The sequence below is a fragment of the Kitasatospora sp. NPDC051984 genome (assembly GCF_044593455.1).
Lineage (GTDB): Bacteria > Actinomycetota > Actinomycetes > Streptomycetales > Streptomycetaceae > Kitasatospora.
In genome coordinates, this window is the sequence record NZ_JBIUCB010000035.1 from 1 (window position 1) to 25,381 (window position 25,381).

19 protein-coding genes are annotated in these 25,381 nt (G+C 72.3%); 8 read left to right on the top strand and 11 right to left on the bottom strand.

Annotated elements, in window-relative coordinates; all coding sequences use genetic code 11:
* Window positions 1-344 precede the first annotated feature (344 nt).
* From fxlM to ACIHEI_RS34685, 10 genes are all read right to left on the bottom strand, one after another.
* On the bottom strand, window positions 345-2,687 hold the full coding sequence (gene fxlM / locus ACIHEI_RS34640) for a methyltransferase, FxLD system (protein WP_396609535.1): 2,343 nt from the start codon (window positions 2,685-2,687) through the stop codon (window positions 345-347).
* A 72-nt stretch (window positions 2,688-2,759) separates the two neighbouring features.
* A complete protein-coding gene (locus ACIHEI_RS34645; RefSeq protein ID WP_396609536.1) occupies window positions 2,760-3,416 on the bottom strand; it encodes a PolC-type DNA polymerase III in 657 nt (218 codons plus the stop codon).
* Window positions 3,413-5,233 (bottom strand): phosphotransferase, encoded by a 1,821-nt coding sequence (locus tag ACIHEI_RS34650; protein WP_396609537.1) that lies wholly within the window; start codon window positions 5,231-5,233, stop codon window positions 3,413-3,415. The genes ACIHEI_RS34645 and ACIHEI_RS34650 overlap by 4 nt, the downstream gene beginning before the upstream one ends.
* A gap of 123 nt (window positions 5,234-5,356) precedes the next feature.
* Window positions 5,357-6,703 (bottom strand): NUDIX domain-containing protein, encoded by a 1,347-nt coding sequence (locus tag ACIHEI_RS34655; RefSeq protein WP_396609538.1) that lies wholly within the window; start codon window positions 6,701-6,703, stop codon window positions 5,357-5,359.
* Entirely contained in the window at window positions 6,700-8,736 is a 2,037-nt protein-coding gene (locus ACIHEI_RS34660; protein ID WP_396609539.1) for an ATP-binding cassette domain-containing protein, read from the bottom strand. The genes ACIHEI_RS34655 and ACIHEI_RS34660 overlap by 4 nt, the downstream gene beginning before the upstream one ends.
* The gene (locus tag ACIHEI_RS34665; protein ID WP_396609540.1) at window positions 8,733-9,083 is read right to left on the bottom strand and encodes a hypothetical protein; all 351 of its coding nucleotides are present in this window, start codon (window positions 9,081-9,083) and stop codon (window positions 8,733-8,735) included. The genes ACIHEI_RS34660 and ACIHEI_RS34665 overlap by 4 nt, the downstream gene beginning before the upstream one ends.
* A gap of 49 nt (window positions 9,084-9,132) precedes the next feature.
* A complete protein-coding gene (locus ACIHEI_RS34670; RefSeq protein WP_396609541.1) occupies window positions 9,133-10,026 on the bottom strand; it encodes an aminoglycoside phosphotransferase family protein in 894 nt (297 codons plus the stop codon).
* A 54-nt stretch (window positions 10,027-10,080) separates the two neighbouring features.
* Window positions 10,081-11,031 carry an NUDIX domain-containing protein gene (locus tag ACIHEI_RS34675; protein ID WP_396609542.1) on the bottom strand — a complete coding sequence of 317 codons (951 nt, stop codon included), beginning with the start codon at window positions 11,029-11,031 and terminating at the stop codon, window positions 10,081-10,083.
* On the bottom strand, window positions 11,028-12,509 hold the full coding sequence (locus tag ACIHEI_RS34680; RefSeq protein ID WP_396609543.1) for a GNAT family N-acetyltransferase: 1,482 nt from the start codon (window positions 12,507-12,509) through the stop codon (window positions 11,028-11,030). The genes ACIHEI_RS34675 and ACIHEI_RS34680 overlap by 4 nt, the downstream gene beginning before the upstream one ends.
* A gap of 880 nt (window positions 12,510-13,389) precedes the next feature.
* Entirely contained in the window at window positions 13,390-14,196 is an 807-nt protein-coding gene (locus ACIHEI_RS34685) for a TauD/TfdA family dioxygenase (protein ID WP_396609544.1), read from the bottom strand.
* A 177-nt stretch (window positions 14,197-14,373) separates the two neighbouring features.
* Between ACIHEI_RS34685 and ACIHEI_RS34690 the strand changes: the two genes are divergently transcribed.
* The 3 genes from ACIHEI_RS34690 (at window position 14,374) to ACIHEI_RS34700 (ending at window position 16,942) form a co-directional block, all read left to right on the top strand.
* Window positions 14,374-14,805, top strand: coding sequence for an NUDIX domain-containing protein (locus tag ACIHEI_RS34690; protein WP_396609545.1), 432 nt, complete (start codon window positions 14,374-14,376; stop codon window positions 14,803-14,805).
* 3 nt (window positions 14,806-14,808) lie between these two features.
* Window positions 14,809-15,957 (top strand): helix-turn-helix domain-containing protein, encoded by a 1,149-nt coding sequence (locus tag ACIHEI_RS34695; RefSeq protein WP_396609546.1) that lies wholly within the window; start codon window positions 14,809-14,811, stop codon window positions 15,955-15,957.
* A 751-nt stretch (window positions 15,958-16,708) separates the two neighbouring features.
* Window positions 16,709-16,942 (top strand): RNaseH domain-containing protein, encoded by a 234-nt coding sequence (locus tag ACIHEI_RS34700; RefSeq protein WP_396609568.1) that lies wholly within the window; start codon window positions 16,709-16,711, stop codon window positions 16,940-16,942.
* A gap of 15 nt (window positions 16,943-16,957) precedes the next feature.
* Here the strand turns inward: ACIHEI_RS34700 and ACIHEI_RS34705 are convergent, their stop codons facing one another.
* The gene (locus ACIHEI_RS34705) at window positions 16,958-18,166 is read right to left on the bottom strand and encodes a hypothetical protein (RefSeq protein ID WP_396609547.1); all 1,209 of its coding nucleotides are present in this window, start codon (window positions 18,164-18,166) and stop codon (window positions 16,958-16,960) included.
* Window positions 18,167-18,969: 803 nt separating this feature from the next.
* On the opposite strand from ACIHEI_RS34705, the gene ACIHEI_RS34710 reads away from it, so the two are divergent.
* The 5 genes from ACIHEI_RS34710 to ACIHEI_RS34730 all read left to right on the top strand — a co-directional run bounded on the left by ACIHEI_RS34710 (window position 18,970) and on the right by ACIHEI_RS34730 (window position 25,318).
* Window positions 18,970-20,220, top strand: coding sequence for a helix-turn-helix domain-containing protein (locus tag ACIHEI_RS34710; protein ID WP_396609548.1), 1,251 nt, complete (start codon window positions 18,970-18,972; stop codon window positions 20,218-20,220).
* A 227-nt stretch (window positions 20,221-20,447) separates the two neighbouring features.
* Entirely contained in the window at window positions 20,448-21,563 is a 1,116-nt protein-coding gene (locus ACIHEI_RS34715; protein ID WP_396609549.1) for a radical SAM protein, read from the top strand.
* Entirely contained in the window at window positions 21,556-22,869 is a 1,314-nt protein-coding gene (locus ACIHEI_RS34720; RefSeq protein WP_396609550.1) for a cytochrome P450, read from the top strand. Before ACIHEI_RS34715 ends, ACIHEI_RS34720 begins: the two co-directional genes overlap by 8 nt.
* Entirely contained in the window at window positions 22,866-24,152 is a 1,287-nt protein-coding gene (locus ACIHEI_RS34725) for a hypothetical protein (protein WP_396609551.1), read from the top strand. Before ACIHEI_RS34720 ends, ACIHEI_RS34725 begins: the two co-directional genes overlap by 4 nt.
* The gene (locus ACIHEI_RS34730; protein ID WP_396609552.1) at window positions 24,149-25,318 is read left to right on the top strand and encodes a glycosyltransferase family 9 protein; all 1,170 of its coding nucleotides are present in this window, start codon (window positions 24,149-24,151) and stop codon (window positions 25,316-25,318) included. The genes ACIHEI_RS34725 and ACIHEI_RS34730 overlap by 4 nt, the downstream gene beginning before the upstream one ends.
* The last annotated feature ends 63 nt before the right edge of the window (window positions 25,319-25,381 follow it).

Here is a 25,381-nt window from a genome sequence, read left to right on the forward strand (position 1 = left end):
AGCCTCCTCGGCCCCTGCGGCTCCCGATTCGCTCGGATCTCGAAGTCCATCGCACCCCTTCAGCTGGGGTGTTGCGACGACCGTTAGAACCCAAGGGGTGCCACGGGGGTCCCCGTTTCGCCGCCCTCCTTCTGGCGCTGCCGGTGGACCGTGTGCAGACCATAGACCTCGATGCCGACACTGTCACCCGGTTTGACGAGAAAAGACATGTTTGGGACCGTCAGCCGGGTGCCATCCGCGTGCCCTGAGGCCGGTGCAGAAGAAGCCCGGCCCCGCCGGATCCCAGCGCACCATAGGGGAGTTCGCGGCCATGATTGCGGCATCCGCGGGGGTGCTGGCCACTCTCACCCGGGCGAGTACGGCGCGGCTCCTGCGGTGCCGATGGTGGTGGGGAGGGCGGTGTCGAAGACCAGCCGCCCGCCCGGCTTGTTGAGGACGGGGCCGGTAGGAAGCCCCAGGTCCGGGGCTGTGGCGGGGTGGACGGTGAGGCGGGGGTAGCCGCGGTTGCGCAGGTGCCGATCCCAGTGGCGGATGGCGGCGGCCATCCGCTCGGCCAGGGCGGGGCCGCGCTCGCCGATGGCGTGGACGGTGAATTCGGCCCCGCCTTCGGTGGGTTCGGGGACGAGGTAGGCGAGCGAGCCGTAGGCGATGAGCGCCGGGGTGGTGTGGCCGCCGGGCAGCCGGGTCAGGCCGGACGGCTCCTGGTCCTGGAGCAGGCTGCACCCGCCGTGCCCGTGGAAGGTCGTCAGCAGGTGCAGGTGCAGCGAGTCGTACGGCTCGCCGGATCTGATCCGTACGCCGGTGCGCTGCTCATGTCCGGCTCCGCGCAGGGCCTGCGCCAGGCCAGCGGTGTCGGGGACGGGGCCGTCGGCGTGCCACAGCAGTACGTCGGCGGCGAGGCGGGTGTGAGGGATCGGGCCGGCGGTGGTGTCGGGGACAAAACCGCAGGAGACCCAGTCGCCAACGCTGAACAGGGTGTCGCTGCGCCGCTGCAGGGCGATGGACCAGGTGAAGGTGTGGACGTTGAGCGGCAGGACCAGGCGGCCGCCGTCGGCGAGTTGCTCGTGCCAGGCGGGGGCGAGGTCGCGGGCGGCGTGGGTGACGACGATCGCGTCGAACCCGCCGCGCGGCACCAGGTGGGCGGGTGCTCCGTGGTTGCCGTCGCCCAGCAGGGCGGTGACGCCGGTGGTGCCGGTCTCGGCGAGGGCCCGGCGGGTGCGGTGGACGACATGTGGGTCGAGGTCGACGGTGACGACGTGACCGGACGGTCCGATGAGGTGGGCGAGGTAGGCGGCGTTGCAGCCGCCGCTCCCAACCTCCAGCACCCGCGCGCCGGGGCCGACCGCGGCCTGCGCGAGCATCAGGGCCTGCATGTCCGCCGCCGAGACGGAGCTGGTCGCCTGTCCCTGCGTGCCGCGGCGGGTGACGTAGGCGCGGTCGGAGGCGTAGGCAGCGTCAAGGCTGGCCTCGGGTAGGAAGCGGTGCCGCGTGACGGTGCGCAGCGCGTCGAGGACCTCGGCAGGCAGGTGCGGGTGGGCGGCGGCGACCTGTTTGGTCATCGCGGTGCGGCGCCGGGCGGCCTGCGGGCTCTCGCCCGGCACGGCCGGTGCCGGGGCGTCGTGCGGGTAGGACGAGATGGCGGGCAGGCGGTTCACCGTGCCGGGCCACACCGTGTTCAGGGCCTGCGCGGCGGGTGCGAACACCGGCCCGAGGCAGTCCAGGGCGTGCAGGTCGAACCACTCCCACCTGGTGAACTTCCCCGGTTCCAGCACCGTCGGGGTGCCGGTGACGTCGAAGGCACGCACTGCCGCGGTGATCCGCGGCACCCGCTGGGCGTGGTCGACCAGGATGGCGACGACCGCGGCGCCGTCGGCCTGCAGCCCGGTCTCCTCGGCGAGTTCGCGCACCGCGGCCTCCTCCAGGCTCTCGGCCCGCGCCCCGCCGGCGCCGTCCTCCACCGTGTCGATCTTGCCGCCGGGCAGCTCCCACATGCCCCGGGTCGACCAGCCGAGCAGGACTTGGCCGCGGCTGTTGGTGACGACGGCCAGCGCACCGGCGACCGCGACGTTGCCGGTGGCCGGCGTGCTGCGCTCGGTGGCGACGGTGTCCCGGCACGGGCCGCGCAGGACCAGGACGGCGAGGTTCCCGGCGTTGACGCGTTGCACGTCCGTCCAGCCGGAGGTCAGGGCGGCGATCTCGTCGTCGGCGAGGGCGATGTGCCGCTTCTCGGCGGGGGTGGTGTCGGCGAGCGGGGTGGTGATCAGCAGGGTTCCGTCGGGGGTCAGCAGTCGGCCGAGCCGGTGCAGGGCGTTCGCCCTGCTGTGCAGGAAGGCCACGGACAGGCGCATCGTGACCAGGTCGTAGGGCGTGTCACCGAGGAGTTGCTGCAGGTCGGCGTCCTCGATGTCCGCCTCCAGCCACCGCACCGCGACGTCAGGGTGGGCAGTCCGGGCGCGCTCCAGCGCGGCCGCGGACAGGTCGAGGGCGTCCACCGCGTAACCGGCCAGCGCGAGGTGCGCGCCGAGGTCGCCCAGGCCGCAGCCCACCTCCAGGGCCCGGCCGCCACCGGCGGGGACTGGCGCGTACTCAGTGAGCGCGGCCGCTTCCTGCGGACCTAACGGGCTGTAAGAGACGCCGGCCTCGTAGTTCTCGTTCCAGTGGGCGGCGGTCGACTGGGGGACAGTCATGGATCTCCGTGAGGGTGCGTCGGGCAGAAGCAACAGGGATCGAGCGGTTGGCGGCGCGGGAAGGCCCAGTGCTCAGAACAGGGCGTCCTGTTCCGCGGGCGGAGGGCGTTTGGGCTGTAGTCCGGCGGCAGTGTCCAGGTCGCGCAGGGTGCTCCACTGCCCGGCGGCATTCCCGTTGGTGAGCAGGCGCTCCAGCAGCAGGGCGGTGACGGTGACGTCCGGCATCGCCCGGTGGCGGTCAGCTGGTCGGGCGATGCCGTAGTGGGCCAGGAGGTTGTCCAGGCTGTACGAGCCCAGGCCGGGGGTGAGGGCCTTGGCGAGGCGGATCGTGTCGAGCAGGGGCGTGGCGGCCAGGGTGGGGCAGTGTGCGGCCTGACGGGCAATCATCCCGGCCTCGGTGGGCGCGTGGTGGGCCACCAGCCGGTAGGGCGGTGCACTCAGGTGCGCGTCCAGGCGGGCCATGACGACGGCGGACGGGTCCGCACGGGCAAGCATCTGGGCGGTGATGCCGGTCTGTGCGGCGTTGCGGGCGGTGACCGGGACGTCGGTGGGCGGCCGGATCAGGGACTCGAACCGGCCGACCTCCACCAGGCGCCCGTCTTCGGGACGTAGCGCGAGCGCGGCGACCTCGGTCGGCTCCGCCGGCCGCCCGGTGGGGGTGAGCCCTTCGAAGTCGATGACGACCAGCGTCAGGCCGCTGAGGGACGGATCGCGGAGCAGGCCCGTCACGTCGTGCCCTCTTGTCGTGCCGCCGCCCTGGCCGTGGTGCGGAGTCGGGCGAGGGTCCGCAGGCCGCGCTCCAGGACTTCGGGATCGCCTGTCGCGGCGCCGTACCGGATACCGGACACCGCGTCCAGGGCCTCCAGCACCGTCAGGTACTCGAGTTCCGCAGCCGTGAAGGGGCGGCCGTAGCCGGCGGTCAGCGCCTCCAGCAGGTCCGGGCGGCCTGCCCAGACGTCGGCCAGGCGGACGAAGTCGCGGACGGCCGGGCCTGGTTGGGCGCGCTCGAAGTCGATCACGTACAACTCGCCCGACCCGTCGAGCAACAGGTTCCGCAGCTGCAGGTCCCCGTGGGTGAACACCGTCTCGGGTTCCTGCAGCAGTTCGGCGCAGGCCGCCAGGGCACGGACGAAGTCCGCGTCGCCGGGCGCCAGGTAGGCGCGGGCGGCGTCCAGGTGCCGTTCGACCTTCTCCAGCGCGTCGTGCAAGGTGTTGTCGAACCCGGTGGAAGGCCGACGGTGGATTGCGGCGGCGAGAGCCCCGATCCGGCGGAAGACTGCGCGCTGCTGCTCGGGCGGGTGAACGGCGCCGTGCAGGGAGCGGCCAGGCAGCGCAGTGACGACGACGGTCCACAGGTCGGCGTCGGCCGCCACCAGCCGGGGCGCCGCCGCCCCGAGGCCAGGCACCCAACTGCGGTGGGCGCCCACCTCGCGCTGGTGGAAGCGCGCACCCCGATGGACCTTCACGTACCACTGGCCGCCCTCGGTCCCGATGGCGCGCCACACCCGGCTGCCCGGCCGGGCCCAGGAGACATCCGTCCAGGAGGCGATGCGGCCGACCGCCCGCTCGGCGAACTCCCGCACCGCCGGGCCGGGACCGTCCGCATCGGCGCCGGTGTCGGTGGAGGGCAGGGTGTGCAGCCGGTCGGCCGCCGGGTCGAACGCAACCGCGTCGCCCGGCTCCTGGAAGTGGACGGCGAAGTGGCGGCCGTCGCGGTAGGCATCCAGGGCGGCCCGGCAGTAGGCCACCACCTCCGCCGGAAGGTCGGCGAGCGGGTACCACCCCATGGCGTCGCACAGGTCGGGCTCCATGATGGCCGGCTCCCCGCGCCAGCGCCGGACCTCGAACACCAGGCCGATCCGCGCTGCGCCGCCGGGAGACCTGTGATGGACGGTGACGGCGTGCCGCACGTCGGTCCGGTCGATGAGGATGCCGGTCTCCTCGTCCCCCTCACGGAGCAGGGCCTGCACGGCGTCCTCGTGGGGTCCGTCGATGTGTCCGGAGGGGAGGTGGAGGAGTCCTGTGGCGTAGACGGCTCCGGAGCGCCTGGACAGCAGGACCTCGGGGCCGTCGGGGCCGTCGCGGCGCAGGAGCAGGTGGACGTCGATGGGCTCCTGGTGGCGGGTCGGTGCGGGTGCGAGCCAGGAGGCGGCCTCGTTCAGACGGTTCGGGTTGAGGGGGATGAGGGCAGGGTCGTCGCGGTGGCCGTCCAGGGCGGTGACGAGGATGCCGACCTCGGCCGGGTCGCCGTGGTCGAGGGCGGCGACGTGGCTGCCGCAGCGGGAACAGAAGCCGCGCCGGGTCTTGCCGGGGTGGGTGTCGTACCAGGTGGGCTCGCCGTGCTCACCGGTCCAGGACAGGCCCGTGACTGGGAACGATGTCCACCACTGGAACGGGCTGCCGGAGCGGCGCGCACAGTGGGCGCAGCCGCAGACGTGGGGGTCGTCCGGTTCGCCTGCCACGGTGAACCGGAGCGCCCCGCACAGGCAGCCGCCGGTGCGCACCGCAGTGTCGGCGGTGGGATCGGGCAGGTCGAGGTGCTGCATGGGACGGTCCTCCTGGGGCGGTGGTGGTGTTTCCCTGCGTTCGAGGCGGCACTCGGGCCGGCTGGGGCGGGCTCGGTGCTGATGGCGCGCAGCGCGGCGGTGGGAGCTTTCGGTGACGGATAGTCAGCGGGGTGCTGTTCTCGGAGCGTTGTCGGTCGTCCCAGGTACGAGGGGCGCCGGAGCCTGATCGGTGGCCTGGCGCGGCAGCAGGCCGGTGGTGCGCTGCGCGGTGAGCAGGACGGCCGCGAGGGTGCCGGCCTCGGTGATCCGCCCGTTGGCGCACATGGCCACCGCGTCCTCCAGCGGGACCCAGCGCAGTTCCATGTCGGCTTCGCTGGCCTCCCGTTGGTGATCGCCGACGGTCAAGCCGGTGGCGAGGTAGAGGTGTTCACGGGTCCGCGCACCGGCGGGCATCCGCCACATCGTCGTCAGCGGCTCGATCCGGGCGGCGCGGATGCCGGCCTCCTCCAGCAGTTCGCGCCGCGCGGCCTCCGCCGAGTCCTCGCCCGCCCCGCACCCGCCGCCGGGGCACATCAGCAGCCGCAGGCCGCACACGTAGACGTTCTCCTCCACCAGAGCCACGCGGCCCCGGCCGTCGAGGGCCAGGACGCGCACCCCGTCGACCGACTCGGTGTACTCGTAGGTCCCCGGACTGCCGTCGGCCCGCTGGACCGTGTCGCGGCGCACCACCACCCGCAGTCCGCGGTAGACCTCGGTCGACGACTTCGTAGTCCAGCCTTCGATCATGTCGTCTGCTCTTTCTTCTTCCGGTCGTGTTGCAGAGGCAGGGGGTGGTTCGGTGTTCGGCGCGCGGGGTGGGGGTGCAGAGGTAGGGGCGGTGCTGCCGTCGAAGACGACGACGCCCTCCTCGCGGCGGGCTGTCCGGTACCGACGGCGTGCAGCAAGGCCGCGGCGCGCTTCGGCGGTGGGGGCCCCGGTGGCGGGCGGTGACGGCCCGTCACCGCCCGTTCGCTTCCGGACCGCCATCGGCTGACCGGGGTTCGAGGAGTGCCGGCGTCCGGTCGGCGACCTGACGCGGCGCGAGGCGCGTGGTGTCGACGACCTCGGTGTCGGCGGCGAGCCAGGTGGCGAACGCCTCGGTGTAGCCGGGCAGTTGCCTGTAGCGTCGATGCGGGCGGCGACTGTTTCAGGGGCGGCGTGGAGCAGCAGGTGGCTCAGGGGGATGCCTGCGGCGCGGACGGCGTCGTGGATATCGGCGGCGTAGGTGCGGTGCAGCAGCGTCTTCGGGACGAGTACCTGGTGGCCGTCGTTCTCGTGGTGGCAGTGGGTGGCGAGTTGGGCGGCCAGGGGGCGCCATGCCGGGTTGTCCGGGAAGTCGCGGTACTTGTCGGGGAAGACCTGGCGCAGGATGAAGCCGATCTGCTCCAGGTCGGCGACGACGGTGCCGGGCAGCTCATCGCGGAGGATGGTCTTGCCGGCATCGAACACCCCGTTGATCCAGCCGATCACCGAAGGCTCCCTTCGTCGCCGACTGCTGGAGAGGACGGTTCGGGGCGCGGGCTGGGGAGCCGGGTGGCGTATTGCCGGGCCTGGAGGAGGTAGGCGGCGCGGTAACTGCCCGCGGCCAGCTGGTCGTCGTCGGCGCCGGCGGCCATGAGTTCCTGGTGGGTGCCCTGTTCGACGAGGCGGCCGTCCTTGAGGACGTAGATGAGGTCCGCGGAGGCGCTGGCGGCCAGGCGGTGGGTGATCAGCAGCACGGTCGCCCCCTGGTCCGCGAGGCGGCGCAGGTTGTCGAAGGCCCGCACCTCCGCGGCCGGGTCGAGTGCGCTGGTCGGCTCGTCGGCGATGACCAGGAACGGGCGCCGGCCGTCGGTGCCGGACGTGGTGGTCCGCAGGTAGGTGCGGGCGGTGCCGATCCGCTGCCACTGGCCGCCGGAGAAGTCGACCCCTCCTTCGAAACCCCTTGCCGCCAGGGTGTCCCAGCCCCGGTCCTGTTTGTGGAGCAGGGCCTCCATCCCGGCGAACTCGGCCGCCTCGGCGAGGGCCCGGGCGTCGTCGTGGTGGTCGGGGCGGCCGGTGGTGACGATCGCCCGCAGGGTGAGAGGCCAGCGGAAGAAGTCCTGCGGGAGCAGCACGGTGGAGGCGAACTGCTGCGCGCGGTCGGCGGTCGCGGTGTCGACGTCGTCCCAGCGGATGGTGCCGCTGTCCGGCTGGTACAGCCCGCACAGCAGCCGGGCCAGGGTGGATTTGCCCGCGCCGTTGTCGCCGACCAGGGCCACGATCTTGCCGGTGGGCACGACCAGGCTGACCTTGTCCAGCGACGGAGTGGTGCGGCCGGAGTAGGTGAAGGAGACGTCCTCGACGTGGATCGCCGCAGGGCGTTCGGGCAGGTCGGCGCCGCCGGAGGGGATGGCGAGCGTCTCGGCCTCGGTGGCGAGGGTCTGCAGGTCGCCGACGTAGAGCGCTTCCTCGAAGAGCTGGTTGACGCTGCTCAGGAGACCGACGACGTTCGCGGCACCGGTGCGCACCGCGACGACGGCGGTGCCGGCGGCGGCGAGCGTCAGATGCCCGGTGGACACCAGCAGGCCGAGCAGGCCGAAGGTGGCGGTGAAGGCGAGGCCGGAAGCGGCCGCCGCGGCGATCTTGGTGCGGGCTCCGGCCGAGGCCAGGCGGGCCTGCTCGGCGTCCGAGGCCAGGGCCATCTGCTCGAAGTGGTGAAGCAGGAACGAGCCGACGCCGTGCACTCGGATCTCGGCACCCGTGTGGGTCTGGGTGAGGAGCTGGGCGATGACCTGGGAGGCCCGCAGGTGCTGGATCCAGGCCATCACCGAGTTGCGCCGCCGCCTGGCGGTGACGGCCGCGCCCCACGCGCGGGGGGCCGCGATCAGCACGAGCAGCGGCAGCAGCACCGGGGACAAGGTGAACAGCACGCCACCGGTGGCGGCCATGGACAGCAGGGTGCCGAGCACCGCGACGGACTCGTTGGTCAGCCGGTGGACCGACTGGATGCCGAACCGGGCGGATTCCAGCAGCCGGTTGAACGCCGGATCTTCCAGGGAGGCCATCTCCACCCGCTGGGCCCGCTCCAGCAAGGCGACGGTCGCCGTGCGCTGAATGCGGGGACTGAGCCGGTCCGACCCCCAGGAGGACACAACCGCGAGGACGGCACCGGCACCGGCAGTGGCGCCGGCCGTCAGCACGGAGGGCAGGACCGCGCGCAGCGCACCGGACTCCCCGGCGGAGGCGAACAGGTGCCCCAGGGCGGCGTTGACGGCGACCAGGGACAGCGCCGCCGCACCGGCGCGGCCGACCTCGGCGAACACCACCCCCGCCAGCGCCGTGCGGTCGGCCTGCCAGGCCAACTGCCACGCCAGGCGCAGCATCCCCGGGATCTGCCGCACGACCGTCCACAGGCCCGCTTGCGCGCTGGCCTCCTCGTGACGGACGAACCCGCCGTCGTAGCGCATCGGCCCGCCGAACAGCAGCTGCTCGCTCGGGGACGATCCGTCCGCCGCGGCCGCCTTGTGCCGGGTCCGCTTCACGCCGCCCCTCCTGCGGCCGCGGGCCGGGCGGCGGCCGCCGCCAAGGGCCGGCGAAGCGTCAGGTAGTGGGCAGCCGGGTCGAAGTCGAGTTTCTCGTACAGCGGCAGCAGCTGACGGGCGAGCGCAGCGGCCGGCAACTCGTTTCCGGCCGGACCGCCGGGCAGGTCACACTCGCCCTTCGTGCCGCGATCGAGGATCAGCAGCAGCCCCTCGGCATTGCGCAGCTGGGCGTGGACTCCGAGCTGAGGGGCCGCAGGAGCCTCCGGCAGCTCGCGGACCCCGGTGGCCGGGCCGTGCTCGGCCTGCTGCTTGGCGTGCGTGGCGGGGTGTTCGTCGGTGGTGGACACCGGTCTCCTCCTCGAAGGCGGACGGGTGGTGGAAGGGCGGCGGTGCGGGTCAGGAACGGAACGGATGAGCAGCCATGCGGCCGAGGGCGAGGCGTCCGCGCTCCTGCAGGTCCACTCGGCCCTCGCGCAGGCCGGTGCACAGGTAGGAGGCGCCGAGGCGGACCGTCAGCAGCAACAGCAGCCGCTCCTCCACGACGTCGAGCGGTCGGCCGTAGCCGGTGAAGAAGGCGTCCCGCAGATCGGGGTGCTCGGGCCACAGTGCCCCCAGCAACCAGACGAACTCCTCGACGGCCAGGCCGTAGCGGGTCTGCTCGAAGTCGATCAGGGCGTGCCGGCCGGTGGCGGTGTCGATCAGCCAGTTGCGGGTCGCGTAGTCGCCGTGCAGGAAGAGCAGTGGCAGTCGGTCGGCCAGGTCGGGGGTCTGGGTGGCCGCGGCGCCGACGAGGGCGAGCACGTCGTTCGGCACCCGCCCGGCCAGCGCCTCCCGGCACTCGGCGGCCTCCCGCGCGTACGCGCCCATCGCCGCGCGCACCGCCACCCGGTGGGCGGCGCTGCCCGCGTCCGAGCGGTCGTGCCAGTGCCGCAGCAGCCGCCCGGCGTCCTCGTGCAGCCTGAGTTCCGCGCCCCGTTCCAGCGGCAGGTCGCGTACGACGCGGCCGGGCAATGCCGTGCTGAGGAGCGCGCGCAGCCTCGGCTCGCTCGCCAGCAGCCGGGGCACTTGTCGCTCGGGCAGGAAGCGCGCGGCGTAGGCGTGGCCGGCGACCTCCCGGGCGAACATGTCGTCGTCCGGGCTGATCTTGAGGAACGCGGCGCCGCCGTCTGGGCTGCTGATGCGCCACACCCGCGAGGTGGCCCTGGGCCAGGAGCAGTCGGCCGCCGTGGCCGGGCCGGGCAGGTGCTCGGCGAGCCAGGCGAGCAGGTCGGGCGGCGGGGAGTGGGTCATCGAGGCGGGTCTCCGAACGGGACGAGCCGGGAGTGCGGCGGGGGCGGGCCGGTTTCAGCGGACGACGTGGACGGGCACGCCGGTGCGGACCGCGTCCAGGACGGTGAGGGTGAGCTGCGCGCGTCGGGGGTCGTTCAGCGCGGCGAGTTCGTCGCGGGTCAGGAGGACGACCTCGGTGTGCTCGGCCGTATCGAGGCGGATCCCGGCGACCTGCTCGGGGGTCAGCGTGCCGCCGTGGAAGGCGAAGCCGACCTTGGCGGGCCAGCCGCCCCTGGGCTGTTCGAACACGGTGGCCAGCAGTGGCAGCCGCTCCGGGTCGGGCGGCAGGAGGATGCCGGTCTCCTCGTAGCACTCGCGTACCGCGGTGTGCAGCGGACTCGGGTCGGTGAACTCGACGTCGCCGCCTGCCCATTGGAGGCCCTTGGCCGGGTCGGTGGCGCGCAGCAGCACGGCCTTGCCGTCCTCGGTGGTGAAGAAGACGGAGCCCCACATCGGGGCGGCGGGGATGGTGGGCAGGTAGGCGGGCAGCGGCCGGTGCCCGGGCAGCGCGGGCGGCGGCGCGGTGTGACGGCGGATCAGCTGCGCGTCGTGGGCGGCGATCGGTGCTGGCAGGTCGGCGGGCAGGGCCCAGGCGTGCCGGTCGTGCTCGGGCGACAGCCGCACCTCGCGGGAGTGGTCGAGGTGGGCGGCGATCACGAAGGCGCGGGTGCGGGCGCCGCGCGAGTTGGTGTAGTCCTCGTGCCCGAGGTGGGCGGTGACGCGGACGCCGGTGAGGCCTGCCTCCTCGCCCAGCTCGCGCAGCCCGGCCGCGACGAGGTCCTCGTCCGGTCCGATTCCCCCGCCGGGCAGCTCCCACAGCCCGGCCTGCAGGGTGTTGGGCGCGCGGCGCAGCAGCAGGACCCGCCCGGACGGGTCGGTGAGCATGACGCTGGTGGAGGTGCGCTCGATGCCGTCCGCCCGGGCCCGGGCCAGCGGGTCGAACAGCGGGTGGGCGTCGGTGGTCATGGGGTGCTCCAGGCGAGGGGGATCGGTCCGGCGGGGTCCGGGTCGGTAAAGCCGAGGTCGCGGTAGAGCCGTTCTCCGTCGGGGGACGCGGTGAGGTGGACCTGCCCGCAGCCGACGTCGGCGAGCCACTGTCGGGCGGCGGCGACCGCCTGTCGGGCGTGGCCGCGGCGGCGGTGGGCGGGGTCGGTGGCGACGGAGGCGATGACCCCGATGTACGGCGCCTGGCCCGGGCGGGGCAGACAGTGGTCGTACTGGGCGGCCGCGCACGACACCACGGTGCCCTCGCCGCCGTCGACGACGAACGCCGCGAACGCGCCCTGTTCGGTGAGGCGTTCGCGGAACCAGGCGGCGCAGGTCTTCTCCCACCCGGGCGGCGTGGCGACGTTCGCGGAGTGCAGCATCACCAGGCGCAGGCGCGCCAGTTCCTCGGCGTCCGCCGCGACCGCCCGGCGCACCGGTCCGGCGGTGGGCGGGGTGCGGGGTGCGGGTGGCCGGGCGGCGGTCTGGGCGGCGGCGTGCTCCTGGATGAGGCGGCGGGTGGAGTCGCGCAGATTCAGGCGGTGCAGGTCGTCGGGGTGGAACCAGTGCAGCAGGACGCCTTCGCGCAGGCCGGCGTCGTCGGGGTGGCCGTTCCAGCGGGCGGTGAAGATCTGGATCGGGACGGCCAGGCCGTGGCGGTCGGTGGTCCATTCGACGGTCAGCGGCTCGACCGCGCCAAGGTGCAACCCGGGGGCTTCCTCGGCGAGTTCGCGCCGCAGTGTCGCCTCGATCGTGGCGTCTCCCGCCTCCTGGCCGCCCCCGAGCAGGCTCCACTCACCGGGCGCCCAGATGCCGGGGTGGTTGTCGCGCAGGTGCAGCAGGTACGCGCCGCGGCCGTCGTGGACGAGCGCGGAGGCGTTCACGGGCTCCGGCCGTCCGGTCAGGCCCGCCGCGAGCAGCTTGGCGCGCAGCTCGGGCGAGGAGACTTCGGCCAGCGGGCGCCACTCGGCCCCGGTGACCTCGTCCTGCTGGAGGTCCACGGGCGGCGGATCGCCGTCGGCGAGGTGGAAGACGAAGCGGAAGTCGTAGTGCTGGTGGGCGACTTCGCCCTTGGCTGGGTTCGCGTCGATGTCGTTGACGTCGATGTCGACGGGCGCGTCCAGCAGGCGGGGTGCGAGGCAGAGCGCTCCGGCCGGGATCCCGGCTTCCTCGGCGACCTCTCGGATCGCGGTCCCCAGCAGGGTCTTGTCGGTGGCCTCGCCGTGTCCGCCCGGGCACAGGACCAGTCCGGTGGCCCGGTGGTGGATGTGCAGGACGTGCAGGTCGCGGTCGGCGACGACGCCGCTGCAGGTGACGTGCGCGGGCAGGGTGGCACGGTCGGTGGGGTCGGGGACGGTGGCCAGCAGGTCCAGCAACGGCTGGAGGCGGGCGTGTTCGCCGGGGTGGCGCTGGAGGTAGGCGCGGGTGGTGGCGGCGATGTCCGCGGGGGTAGCAGCCAATCGGGGCTCCGTATCCGGTGTCACGGGCGGGTCCGGCCATGCGGGTCGGAACGGCAAGTCTCAGCGTTTGACGGCGTGTTGGGGGTTCGGTGGGAGTGGCCAGGGGTCTGATGCTCGGGGATCGGGCGGGCGTCGTTCAAGTGGGTTGCCTCCGGGCGCGCCTGGGTCGAAGGGGACGTTTTCGAGCACCCGGGCGGCGCTGTTCACTGCGGCGTCCAGTTGCCTGCGGGTGCCCTCGGGCAGGGTGCCGCTGCCCAACGCGCAGGCGGCGAGAGCCTGTTCGAGGGCGGCTGTTCGATCTTCGTCCAGAGCGCTGCAGGTGGCGGGGTGGGCGAGGAGGCCGCGCAGGGCGTAGCCGTCGCCGGATTCATCCGTTCGACTGATGGCAGCTCGGACGAGGTTTCGGGGCTGCGGCGGTCGGTGGTGTCGAGGACGGTGAGGCCGAGGCGGGTGGTGAACACCGCGAGACCGCCGCCCGGTTCGAGGGCGGCCCACAGGCCGGCGGCGTGTTCGGCGCTGTTCTGGTCGCCGGGGCGGCACAGGGCGGTGAGGGCGGCGGTGACAGCGCTCTCCCATGGGTCGCCGGGTTCTGTGTCGCGCAGGAGTGCGAGGACGGCGGGGTGGTTGCCGGTGATGGCTGCGGCGAGACGGCGGTCTGGCGGCCGTCGAGGTCGAACTCGTTGCCGATGGCGGCCGTGGCGGCCTTGGTCTCGACCGTGATCGTCTGGGCCATGAGTTCCTCCTGTGGGTTTTCCCCGTGCGGGACCTGGTGTCGGGGCGCGGGATGCGCCCCGCATCGCCAGGAGTCGGTGAGCCCGGGGTCGATCGCAGGGCCGCCCGGTGGGCTTGTGGACGGGCAGCCGCCCGGCCGTTGTCGCCGTCAGCCACGTCCCGCCGGCGCGGAGGCGGGGGCTGGCCAGGGGGCCGGGAATCCGGGGTCCAGGCCGAGCGAGCAGTGAGCCTGCCCGAGTGCCCGGAGCAGGAGCCGTTCCCCGGTGAAGCCGGTACGGCCGTGCAGGAGACGGTGGTTGTCCAGCACGAGGCCTTGTCCGCAGGCCAGGCGCATGCGGATGGTGTGGCGCTCCACGGCGCGGTGCAGGGCGGGCAGGTGAGCTTCGGCCTCCGGCGAGAATCGGGCCAGTTCGTCCTGGCGCAGCCGCAGACGCCATCGCCCCTCGGGCAGGTGTTCCAGGACGGGGGCGAAGTGTCCGTCCGATCCGCCAAAGTAAGCGGCCCGGGGCGCCGAGAGGGCCTCCAGAGCTGCCGGGTGGAAAGTGGCCAGTTCGGCGAGTACGGCGCGGCCGTCCACCACCAGGCTCTCGCCGCCCTCCTCGGCTGCCCGCGCGCAGGCCAGCAGCATCAGCCGCGGCGGCCGGGGCAGCTGGGCGCACTCGGTGTGCAGCGCGAGGTCGCCGCGTCCGAGGCCGGCGAATCCCACCCGGCCCTCGTGGCGGCCGGTGTCGCGGATGACGGTCAGCCCGTCCGGATCGGCATCGCGATGGTGCCACAGCGCGGGCATCAACAGCGCGGCTGTGTCGAGCACATCGCTGCGACCGCCGAGGCGGCCGAGCCGCACCAGGCCGTGCTCGCGCAGCACGGACGCGGCCCGCTCCGACCCGTCGGCGCCCAGGGCACCGAGGGTGAACTCTTCGTCCGCGGTGGGCAGCGCGGTGCGGGAAGACGACATGGAGGATCCCCCTTGTGAGAACGGGCGGACGGGAGAGGACACACTGTGGCGGGTGCACCCGCCACGAGTGAAGTGACAGATTGTCAAAGCCCGATCCCTGCGCTGTGCGAGCGTGCGTCGGCAGCCGGCTGCTACGTTCGACGGGCCCGTGCCCGTCCGTGCGCCGTGGAAGTAGAGATGACCGGACCCTCTGAACTGCCTTATGTCCCGCCAACTTTCCCGATTTCGATCAAGGGCGTCGTCCTCGACCCACAGCAGCGGGTGCTGCTGCTGAAGAACGAACGCCAGGAGTGGGAGCTGCCCGGCGGAAAGCTGGAAGGAACAGAGACCCCCGAACAGCGGGTGGAGACCGAGATCCGCGAGGAGAGCGGCTGGACGGCCACAGCCGGCGCGCTGCTGGACGTGTGGATGTACGAGCCGATCCCCGGTCGCAAGGTCTTCATCGTCACCTACGGCTGCACAGCCACCGACGCCCACCGGCCACCGGTCGTCAGCCACGAGCACAAGGAAGCCGCGCTCTTCCACCGCGACGAGGTGCCCGGCCTGGTCATGCCCCAGGGCTACAAGGACTCCATCGCCCGCTGGTACGAACTCCAGGACCAGGCCTGACCGGTGGCGCGCCGAGACCCGCACGGCGGCATCCGCTGGCACTGGACCACCCCGCGCGCCCAGGACATCCTGCGCCGCCGCAGCCTGCCCGAGATCCTCGTCTTCTACCGGCAGTTGAACGGCCTCCCGCAGGAGGAACTCGGCACCCTCCTCGGCTACTCCACCAGCTACATCTCCCGCGTGGAGACCGGAAGCCGCACCATCACCGACATCGGCGCGCTGCGGCACATCGCTCAGTGCCTCGGCCTGCCACCCCACGTCTTCGGCATCACCGACGACGCCGACGGAGACCACCACGCCATGATCCAGTTCGGTGAGAGCGTCCTGCGCCTGGCCGAGATCGCCCGCCAAGCCGGACAGGCCGCCGCCGCCGTCGACGAACTGTGGCCCCTCGTCGCCCGCCTCGAAGCCCGCACCGCAGACGGACACACCGACAGCGACGTCCTACGGCTGCTCGCCCGCGCCCGCGTCGGCCTCGGCGTCGCCCTCGGCCACGTCCTGCCCGAAGAACGCCTCGCCACCGCAGCCCGCTGGACCGGCAGAGGCGTCGCCATCGCTCGCCGACTCGACGATCGGACCCTGCACGCCCACGCCCTGCGCCACCACGGCAACGAACTGCGCAAGGCCGGCCTGCACCACGCCGCCCTGGAACGCCTCGGCCGCGCCCGCGACCTCTCCCGCACCCCCGACGACCGTGCCGCAGCCGTCATCCTCCTCGCCCGCGCCGCCGGAACCGCCGGCGCAACGACCGTATTCGACGACGCGGTCGCCGAGAGCCGACGCCTCCTCGACACCGCCAACGTCACCCCGCTGTTCTCCGAATTCACCCTCCACGAAGTACAACTGCGCGGCCTCGCCGCGACCGGCCGAGTGCCACGCGCCGTCGACCTCCTCGAACACGCACCCACCCCAGGACTCCAGACCAGCCCGCAGTGGCGCATCATCTCCGCAATCACCGCAGGCCAAGTCCTGCTGCGCCGCGGCGACCGGGACGCAGCCGGCGAACAGCTGCGCGCGGCCCTGCACGGCGCCGAACTGCACCGCCTGCCGCATCAGGTCCAGCGGGTCATCCGCGCCAGCGACAGACTCCCCGACATTCGCGAGCAGGCACAGGGCGCCCTCAATCGGCTCCGGGCGGACATAGCGGCCTGACGCAGCGCGGGCCCGTGACGGTCTGCCCCTGGAATTGCGCATCGGGCGCTCGGCGCAGTCGTTCTGGTGAACCGGCGGCCAATAAGGCCAATTCGAACCAACACGACTGTGGCCATCGGCGCCGCAGGTCCGGCTGGAAGTGACCCGCGTCTGCCTGCAGGACGCGGTCGAACTTGGAGCGCCTGCGGTCCTGGGGCCCGTCCGACACGCGCACCTGACTGCCGGGCCGGCACCGGACCGATTCCCCACCGACGAGACTGTGGCGGCCACCGCGCTGAGCGATACGGGGTTCGCGGGCCTTGCCGAGCTCAAGAACGGAGCGCCCTCCACACGCGGCACCCGCAGTCGGGAAACCTGGAGGCTGAGGAGTCCACGCAGGCCGCCATGCTGCGGCCACCCGACAGTGGGGCGCCGGTTGCCGAGCAGGCCCGCCTCCCAGGACCGCGAATGCGAAGTCGACGGCGACAACATCCAGCAGAAGCGGGCCGTGAGGACGAAGGGCCGAAGAATGTGCACCGCCCGCCAGGCCCTACCCCAAGAGGAATTCATCTGATTTAGCACATACTGTTCGGATGCCCTCTTCTGGCCCCAGGGTGCGTCTCGGGAGGGAGGTATCGATCCGTTTCGGACAGTGCCGAAGCGATCCACAGTCGGCTTGCCGAACTCGCCGCTCTAACGGCCAGCGGCCGGGTGATCGATCTCGGGTGCGGCACCGGGCCCACGCTCCTCGCGCTGAGCCGCCTCGCGCCGGCTGTTCGTCCACGGCGAAGGCCTCACCCGCGAAGGGCTCGCCGTGGCCACTGCCCGAATGTGTGACCAGGCGCTCTCCTGGTCCGACCGCACTAAATATCCCGCCCCCCTGCACGCGGCACTCCAGATGGACCTCGACCACCCGAACCTTCGCCGCTCGGCCCCTCGGGAGTACGAAGACCGCGCGATCCTCGCCGAGGCAGTGGACGGCATCGACCTGGCCGACGACAACTGACCAGTGGCCCGCCGCCTATCGCGCAGTCGGACGGCTCGGTTGCGCGAGCAGGCTGTCGAGGGACAGCCCCGACTCCTCGGTGTCGAGCAGAGCGGCGCCCAAGGCGCTGTCGGAGTTCGAGACGAGTTGCTCCGCGACCAGGTGCGGGACGAGCAGCGCCACCCTCCCGGCAGTCCAGTCAGCGGCTACCTGGTAGGTGGCGACAACTCCCGCTTCCCACTGGCTCAAGGGATCTTGGCTACAGCGGGCGTAGCTGTCGAACGATGTCGGTGGAATCGACACAGCGACCAGCCGACGGCGCGCGGACCGATGAGCGGCGACGACGGCGCGCGCCTGCGCGCACCAGAAGCCGACCAGGTCGTCGAGCGCGGCGTAGGCTTCGTCGCGGCCCTTGCGACGTCGGCCAAAGGCGTGGTGCAAGGCCAGCGACGCGGAAGTGGAGCTGCCCTCCAGCGCTTGCCACGACCGCGATGCGTCCTCGGCCCACTCGCTCCACGCACCGCGCAGCACCGAGGCGGCCTGATCGCCCAGGCCCGAGAAGCCCTCCTCCGAGCCGAGCCCGTCGGGCATCTTGAGCAGGGGGACGGCCGCCGAATCGAGCAGAGCACCGGGAGGAAGAAGCGCAGCGAAAGCACGCCGCTCGGACTCGATCACGGCAGCGAGCGCATCCTGGATCGGCCCCGCCCACTCGGCAAGCCAGGGATGAGCCGCCACGGCTGAACTGCTCTCCAACATGAGACCGTGCAGGTGCCGCCAGTGCCCGTGGTGGCGCTCGCGGATGAAACGGGCGCGCTCGTACCGCTCCTGATCCGCCCGGTCGTACTCGTCCTCCAGGGGGTAGTCGCCTTGGAGGAGCGCGGCGGCGGCGTCTGCTTCCTCGGAGGGGTCGAAGTCCACGTCGGGGTGGTGATCGGGCTCGGTGTACGAGGTCGCCTGCAGCACGTCCCGAACCGCGCGGGTGAACGCGACCAGGGGGTGGTCGGTAGCTATCCGCCACGAGCATGTGCCGCACAACTTTCCTACTGCCTCGCCCAGTTCCACCGTCACCGCTTCGACGGCACGGGAGGAGCGGAGCGATCCGCAGTTCTCCTCCCCGTGGAGCTTCCCGCTCCCGGACGAGGCCGTGAAGCACTCGAGCGACATGCTCGCCAGGGGACCCAGGGGGGTGTTCGCGTCGAGGACTCGGCCGGCATCCAGGCGGTAGCTGCGGGGGCTCAGGGACATGGGCGAAGACTAGCGAACGGATCCGACGGCCTGGCCGGCGCGCACTCAGAGAAGTCTGTAACGCGCGCAGGTCGGCCCCTATCCGGCTCGTCGGGATAGCTCGTCGGTGAGGGAACGCCCGCACTCTTGGTATGCCGAGGACGGCTCCTCTCCGGTCGGCCGGTGCGACAGGTCTCGGTCGTTCTGCCGACTGCGGTCGAAAGCGGAGAAGACAAGGGTGGAGATGGCGACGGCCGCGAAGGCCGTGGCGATCGGCCCGATGTGCGGGTGGCTGCCGCAGCGGCTTTCGCGGCCTGTGCGCGGACACGGGCAGCATTGGTCCGGACACGGAATCCTGTTCCTGCTGGTTACTGTCGGATGTGTGTTGACGGGGACGAGCGAGATGCCCACCACCTGCGCGTGAAGTCGTCCTCCATGTTGCGGCCCTTTGGGACCTGATGGATGGTCAAAGACAGTGCATGCTCCCGGCCTTGCCGGTCACCTGGAGCGGTGCGGGAAGCTCGACGGGCGGGTAGGGCGCGGCACCGCGCAAGGCGTCTGCGCCGTGGTGGCTGCAGCCACGCGGCGGTGGTCAGGGGCGTTCCCGGCCACACCCACAGGTTCCTGCGGTCGTGGGCGGGCTGGTCGTCCAACTGGATCTGCTGGCCGGCGAACTCCTCTATGCTCTGCGGGCCCGGGCCTTGGATACGGCGGCTGCTCGGACGCTTGCGAGGGTGGCGAACAGGTTCGGGGTGAAATGAGTGGGTGCATTCGGCGAATGCCCGGCTGCGCCTACTGATCTTTTTGATGTTGGGCGGGCGTTGATGGACGAACAGCAGTCATACCGGGCCACGGCGATCGGAGCCGGCCTGCGTGCCTTGCGACGCCAGCGTGGAGTGAGCCTGAAGAACCTGGCGCAGCAGACCGGGATCTCGCAGGGTTACCTGAGCATGATCGAGAACGGCAAGCGGCTGCTTGACAGCACGGTGCTCATCGACTCGATCGCTGACGCCTTACGGATCTCTCCGGCCGAGTTGACCGGCCAGCCGGTCGCGCCGATGGACCCGAGCGCTGGCGGCGCGCACGCCATGATCCCCGCACTCAGGCTCGCGCTCATGGGACTGTCAGTCCCGACCGCATCGGGGGACCGACTGCCAGACGACCCCGTCCAGTTGCTGACGGCCCGGGTCGCGCGGGCCAACAATCTGTACCACGCCTCCGAGTACGGCACGCTCGCCGCCGAACTACCGACGCTGCTGTCGGACTTGCGGACGGCGGCCGACACCCGGCACGGCTGCGTGCGCCAGCGACTGCTGCAGTTGCTGGCTGGCACCTACCACCCGGCCTGTGTGCTGCTGCTGAAGTACCTCGGCTACCCCGATCTGGCCTACGTCGCGGTCACGCGCGCCGCCGAGGTGATTGCCGAACTCGAGGATGCGCAGTACGGGGCCTTGTCGGACTTCTTTACCGCGCACGTGCTGCTGGCGGCCGGCAGCCCCCAGCAGGCCCTCGCGCACACGGCGAGAGCCATCTCCGTTCTCGAGGGGCAACTGGGAAGTGGCCGCGCCCCGCAGGCGCTGCTGGGTGAACTGCACCTGATCTCGGCCACTGCCATCACCCGGGACAAGAGCCGTCCGGGCGAGGCGCGGCGCTTCGACGCCGAGACCCACCTCGCGGAGGCCCGGCGGTTGGCCCAGTTCACCGGCGAGACCCGGGACTGGCACCTCAACTTCGGGCTCACCAATGTCGCCATCCACCACGTGAGCCTGAACGCCGCCCTTGACCGGTACGGCGCCGCCGTGCGCGCTGGGGACGCGCTGAACCCCGAGGTGATCACCGCGCCGGGACGCCGCATGGTCTACCACGCCGACCTGGGCCGGTCCCTGGCGCGTCTACGCGGCCGGGAAGGCGACGCCACCCGCGAGTTGCTGCTGGCCGAGCAGGTCGCGCCGCAGCGGCTGCGGGTGGACCCGTTGGTGCGGGACTGCGTCACGTACCTCCTCAGACGGCCGGTGCCCTCTCACACCCGTCGTGATCTGCGGGGCCTGGCCCACCGGGTCGGCGCCCCGCACTGAACCTGGATCGAGTCGGGGCGGGAGCGGAGTGCACCCGGTCGTGGGTTCACCACGGTGAACCCCGGGCGTGAACGAATGACTACGTTCAGTTCCTGCACTTGTGGGGGTCGGACGGGTCGGGGCGGTCTTCCCGCGCCGCCGATCTCCTAGGGGTTTGTGACGGCTGCGCCGCGCTTCCGGTCCGCGCGCACGCCAGGCTGGCCGACCGGGGAACGAGGGGGACTTCCATGTCCGAGCACGCGCTCGACCCGGTGGTGCAGATGCCCTATCTGCGCCGACGGATCGGTGACTTGTCCCTGCGGCTGCGCACCTCCGGGACCCAGATCAGGCCGGCCGAGCCGCGGTTCACCGACTACGACAGTATCCGGCTGCCCGACGGTGAGCTGGTCGGCCGTAAGAAGGTCATCATCATGTCCGGCGGCTGCAGCGTGCCGACGTGCACGATGTGCCCCTTTACCAACTTCAACAACTACGGCATCGACGGCGGCACGTCTGGCGAGAGCTTGCTGGACCAGGTGCGGCGCACGCTGGCCCGGACCGAGGACGAGCCAGCGTACGACGTGCTCAGCCTTTACAACGACGGCTCGTTCTTCGCGCCGCGTGAGATCCCCCGCAACGTCCAGGTGGAGATCGCCCGGCTGGTCGCGTCGGCCGGGGTGAAGCGCCTCGTGGTCGAGTCGCTGCCGCAGTTCGTCACCGCTGCGGTGCTGGCCCCGTTCGTGAAGGCACTGGGCGATGTCCGGCTGGAGATCGGGATCGGTCTGCAGTCCGCCGATGAGCTGGTGCGCGAGACGCTGGTGAACACCCGCATCTCCCAGAAGTCCTTCGAGCGCGCGCTCGCGGTGATGTCCGACCTCGGAGTCGACCCGAAGATCTACCTGATGATCAAGCCCCCGTTCGTGAGCGAGGGCGAGGCGGTGACCGACGTCGTGGAGTCGGTGGACTATCTGACCGGGCTTGGCGTGCGCGGGGTGACGTTGTGTCCGACGCGGGTGTCGCGCAACACGGTGGCGTGGGAGCTGTGGCAGGCCGGCCAGTACACGCCGCCGAATCTGTGGACGGTGGTGGAGGCGGTCCGCCGCGTCCACGAACGGCTCGCGGTGCGTGTCGCGTGCGTGAACCTGCGCGGCACGGACTTCGAGTCCGTCTTCCCCGACGCCTGCCCGGCCTGCGCGGACGGGGTGGTCGACGCGTTGATGCGGTTCGGAGAGAGCGGAGCGGCGGCCGACCTGCCTGCGGACTGCTCCTGCCGTCCGCCTTTGGAGGTTACCGCGCTCGATCGCGCCGTCATCACCGCCCGCGCGGCGCAGCAGCTGAACGTCCTGGAGCGCGCCGGTGTCTGACCCAACCACCGCGGACGACTCGGCCCCTGACGCCTTACCACCGCTGCACGCGGCAGGCGGCTTCGACACCGAGCCGTTCGCCGTCTTGGAGGAGGGCCATCGCCGGTACGGTCCGGTGTTCCGGATGCGGGTCGACGGCGTGGAGACCGTGCTGGTCGGCACCTGGGCGGGGCTGGGCGAGTTGTTCGCGGCCGAGCGCGGCCGTTTGGAGGTGCTCAACACCCCGCTGGTGCATGACCTGTTCGGCCGTGCCCTGTTCGACCTCACCGGCAATGGGCATAGCGAGGCCCGACGCCGGCTACGCCCCGCGCTTTCCGGACGGGCACTGCCCGCCTACGTGCCGGCCCTGCTGGAGGTGATCGCCCCGGTCACCGACCGGTGGGCGCAGGCCGGCACCGGGGATCTCCACCATGAGATGCGGGAGCTCACCGGGACGATGAGCGCCCGCGTCCTGCTCGGCATCGCCCCCTGGGAAGCGGACGCGGCGGTGTTCGCCTCCGCCTTCGAGACGTTCGTCGCAGCGACCACGGCGCCGCCGGGACCGGCCCGATTCACTGCTGTTCGGTACTGGGCCGGACGATCGGCGCGCCAGCGTCTGCACGCGCTGTTTGCCCGGCGGGCCCGGATGTCCGCTGGGGGAGTGCCCGAGGGTTCGGCGCTGCCGGGACTGGTTTCCGCCTTCGCGGACGCCCCGCGCCAGGCGGGGCCGCTGGCGGACCATCTGCTGGCGCTGCTGATCGCCGCCCGGGAGACGACGGCAAGTCTGGTCACCTGGTGCCTGATAGGGCTGGCCGACGACTGGGAGCACGCCCGGCTCGCGGCGGCAGAGGCCCGCGCGGTCGCGGCCGAGCCGCAGCTGCTGGTGGCCCGTGAGGCGCTGCCGGTGCTGACGTCCGTGCTCGCCGAGACCCTGCGCCTGCACGCGCCGAACCTGCTGTCGATGCGGCAGGCGGTCTGCCCCGTGGCGCTGGGCGGCCACCGGATCGAGCCGGGCACGCGGGTCGCGTACTCCCCGTCCGCCGGGCATTTCGACCCCGACACCTTCCCTGAGCCCGATGTCTTCCGACCGCAACGCTTCCTGGCCGGGCTGGCGAGCCGGTCGAGGCTGCGGGCGTTCGGCGGGGGCGCACACGCGTGCCTGGGGCGGCCGCTCGCCGAGCTGATGGCACTCGCCGTCATGGCCTGCGCCCTGGACCGCGGGCAGCCGCAGCTGCCCGCCGGCCCGCCGACGCGGATCAGTTACCGGCCCGCCAAGGCCCCCATTGACCCACTGCCGTTCGCCCTGGACCAGGAGCCCACTTCGTGACCCGCACCCCGCCAGAGGCACTCGCCGTTCTGCGGCAGGCCGCCGCCCAGCACGCGGCCGCCCGACACCGGCTGCACTTGGTGCCCAGCGAGAACCGGCTGTCGTTGGCCGCCCGCCTCCCGCACCTGATGGACGCCGCCGTCCGCTACGCCTTCCCCGGCCCCGAGGACGGTGACGAGAACTGGGCGTGGCCGGGCCGTACGGACCTCGTCGCCGTCGAACGCACCGCCGCGGCGCTCCTCGGTGCGCAGCTGGGCGCGGAGTTCCTGAACCTCAAGCCGGTTTCCGGGGTCTCCGCGCTGACAGTCGCGCTTTCCGCCCTCGCCGGCTCCGGTGCGAGCGTTTTCAACCTTGCGGAGCGGGACGGCGGCCACGGCTCGACCCGCTTCATCGGCACCCGCCTGGGCCTGCGCATGAAGGACCTTCCCGTCGACCCGGCCACCTGCACCCTCGACCTGGACGCCCTCGCTCGCGCACTCGGCGCCGGGCCGCGTCCGGAGCTGGTGTACCTGGACGCGTTCATGTGCCTGTTCCCGTTCGATCTGCCGGGACTTCGCGAGGTTGTCGGCCGGCAGGCGGTGATCCACTACGACGCCTCGCACACCCTGGGCCTGATTGCCAGCGGCGCCTGGCAGAACCCTCTGACCGAGGGCGCCGACACCTTGGGCGGCTCCACCCACAAGACCTACCCAGGCCCGCACAAGGGCGTGCTGGCCACCAACGACCAAGGTCTCGCGGCCCGGTTGGACGAGCACGCCTCGCACTTCGTCTCCCACCACCATCCGGCCGGCGTCGTCGCCCTGGCCGTGGCCGCCGCCGAAATGGACGCCCGCGGGCACCAGTACGCGCACGCCACCGTCTCCCACGCCCGCCGCCTGGGCACGGCGCTGGCCGGGCGCGGATTCACGGTCTGCGGGGAGAAGGCCGGGTTCACCGCGAGCCATCAGCTGTGGATCGACATCGCCCCGATGATGGACGCCGAGCAGGCATCGCGCCGCCTGTTCGAGGCCGGGATCGTCGTCAACGCGATTCCACTGCCGCACATCACCGCGGATGCCGGGCTGCGTCTGGGCCTGCAGGAGGTCACCTGGGCCGGGATGCGCGAGGACGGCATCGACGAGCTGGCCGAGGTGTTCACCGCCGTCCTGCGCGACGGCCAGGACCCGGCCGACGTCGCACCCCGCACCCGGGCCCTGGCCGAGGTGTATCAGCCGGACGAGGGCACGGACGAGCAGATCGTGCGCATCGCGCTCGCCGCGGCCGGGATCGGAGGCGACGCGTGATTCCCGATCAGATCCCGGGCAGGGGCGCCTTCCACGGCCCCGACCACACGCTCGAGACGTTCGAGATACGGCCGGACTGCCGGCACTTCGCCGGCGGGATGCCGTGCCGGTTCTGGCGGCCCTGCCACGGGTGCCCGCACCACGACCCGGTCGACTTCCGGGTGCTGATCGTGATGCTCGGCCTGCTGGGGGACATGCTCATCGCCTCTCCGCTGCCCAAGAAGATCCGCGACGAGCACCCGCACGCGCACGTCACCTGGCTCGTAGACGACGCGAACGCGCCGATCCTGCGCATGAACCCCTACGTGGACGAGGTCCTCGTCCACGACTGGGAGGCCGCCGCTCAGCTGCCCTCGCGCCGCTTCGACGCGGTGTACTCCTTCGAGCGGACCCCCTCGGCGGCGGCCCTGGTCGACCGGATCGAGGCCAGGCACAAGGCCGGGCTCGCCTTCGGCGGACCCCACCACGGCCTGTATCCGATGGGCGAGGCCGCAGAGCAGTTCTTCCGGCAGAACACCTGGAACGACTACCGCACCACCACCAACGCGCAGACGTGGACGGAGTTGTACTTCCGGGTTGCCGGATACGAGTACGCCGGCGAACCGTACGTCCTGGCCGTGCCGGAAACGGCACGGCGGCGGGCGGTCGGGCTGCTCGGCGAGCGCACCGGCCCGCGGGTCTGCCTGAACCTGGGCGGGTCGCTGCCTACGAAGCTGTGGCCGGCACGCCACTGGGCCGACCTCGCCGACGCGCTCCTGGACCACGGCGCGCAGCTGGCCATCCTGGGCGGCCCGACCGACCGGCAGGCCTGCGAGGCGCTGGTCCGGCACCTGCGACTGCGCGGCACCGACGAATCCCAAGTCGCCTACGCGCCGCTGACCCTGGAGGAGGCCTCCGCCCTGCCCGGCCTGGTCGACACCGTGGTGACCGGCGACAGCTTCGGCTTCCACCTCGCGCTCGCCCACGAACGGCCGACGGTTCTGCTGCTCGGGCCGTCCAACGGCGCCGAGGTCATCCCCAAGCACCTCACCAACATCACCGCGCTGCGCTCGACGCTGCCGTGCTCGCCGTGCGCCCACCAGGTCGCCTGCGGCGGTGTCGGCGGCTGCATGGACACCATCGACCCGGCCGCCGTCCTCAAGGCGACCCTCGATCACCTGACCTGACCACCCGCCTCGCCTCGCCCGGCACCGCGCGAGGCGACCTGCAAGAAGGAGTGATCCCTGTTG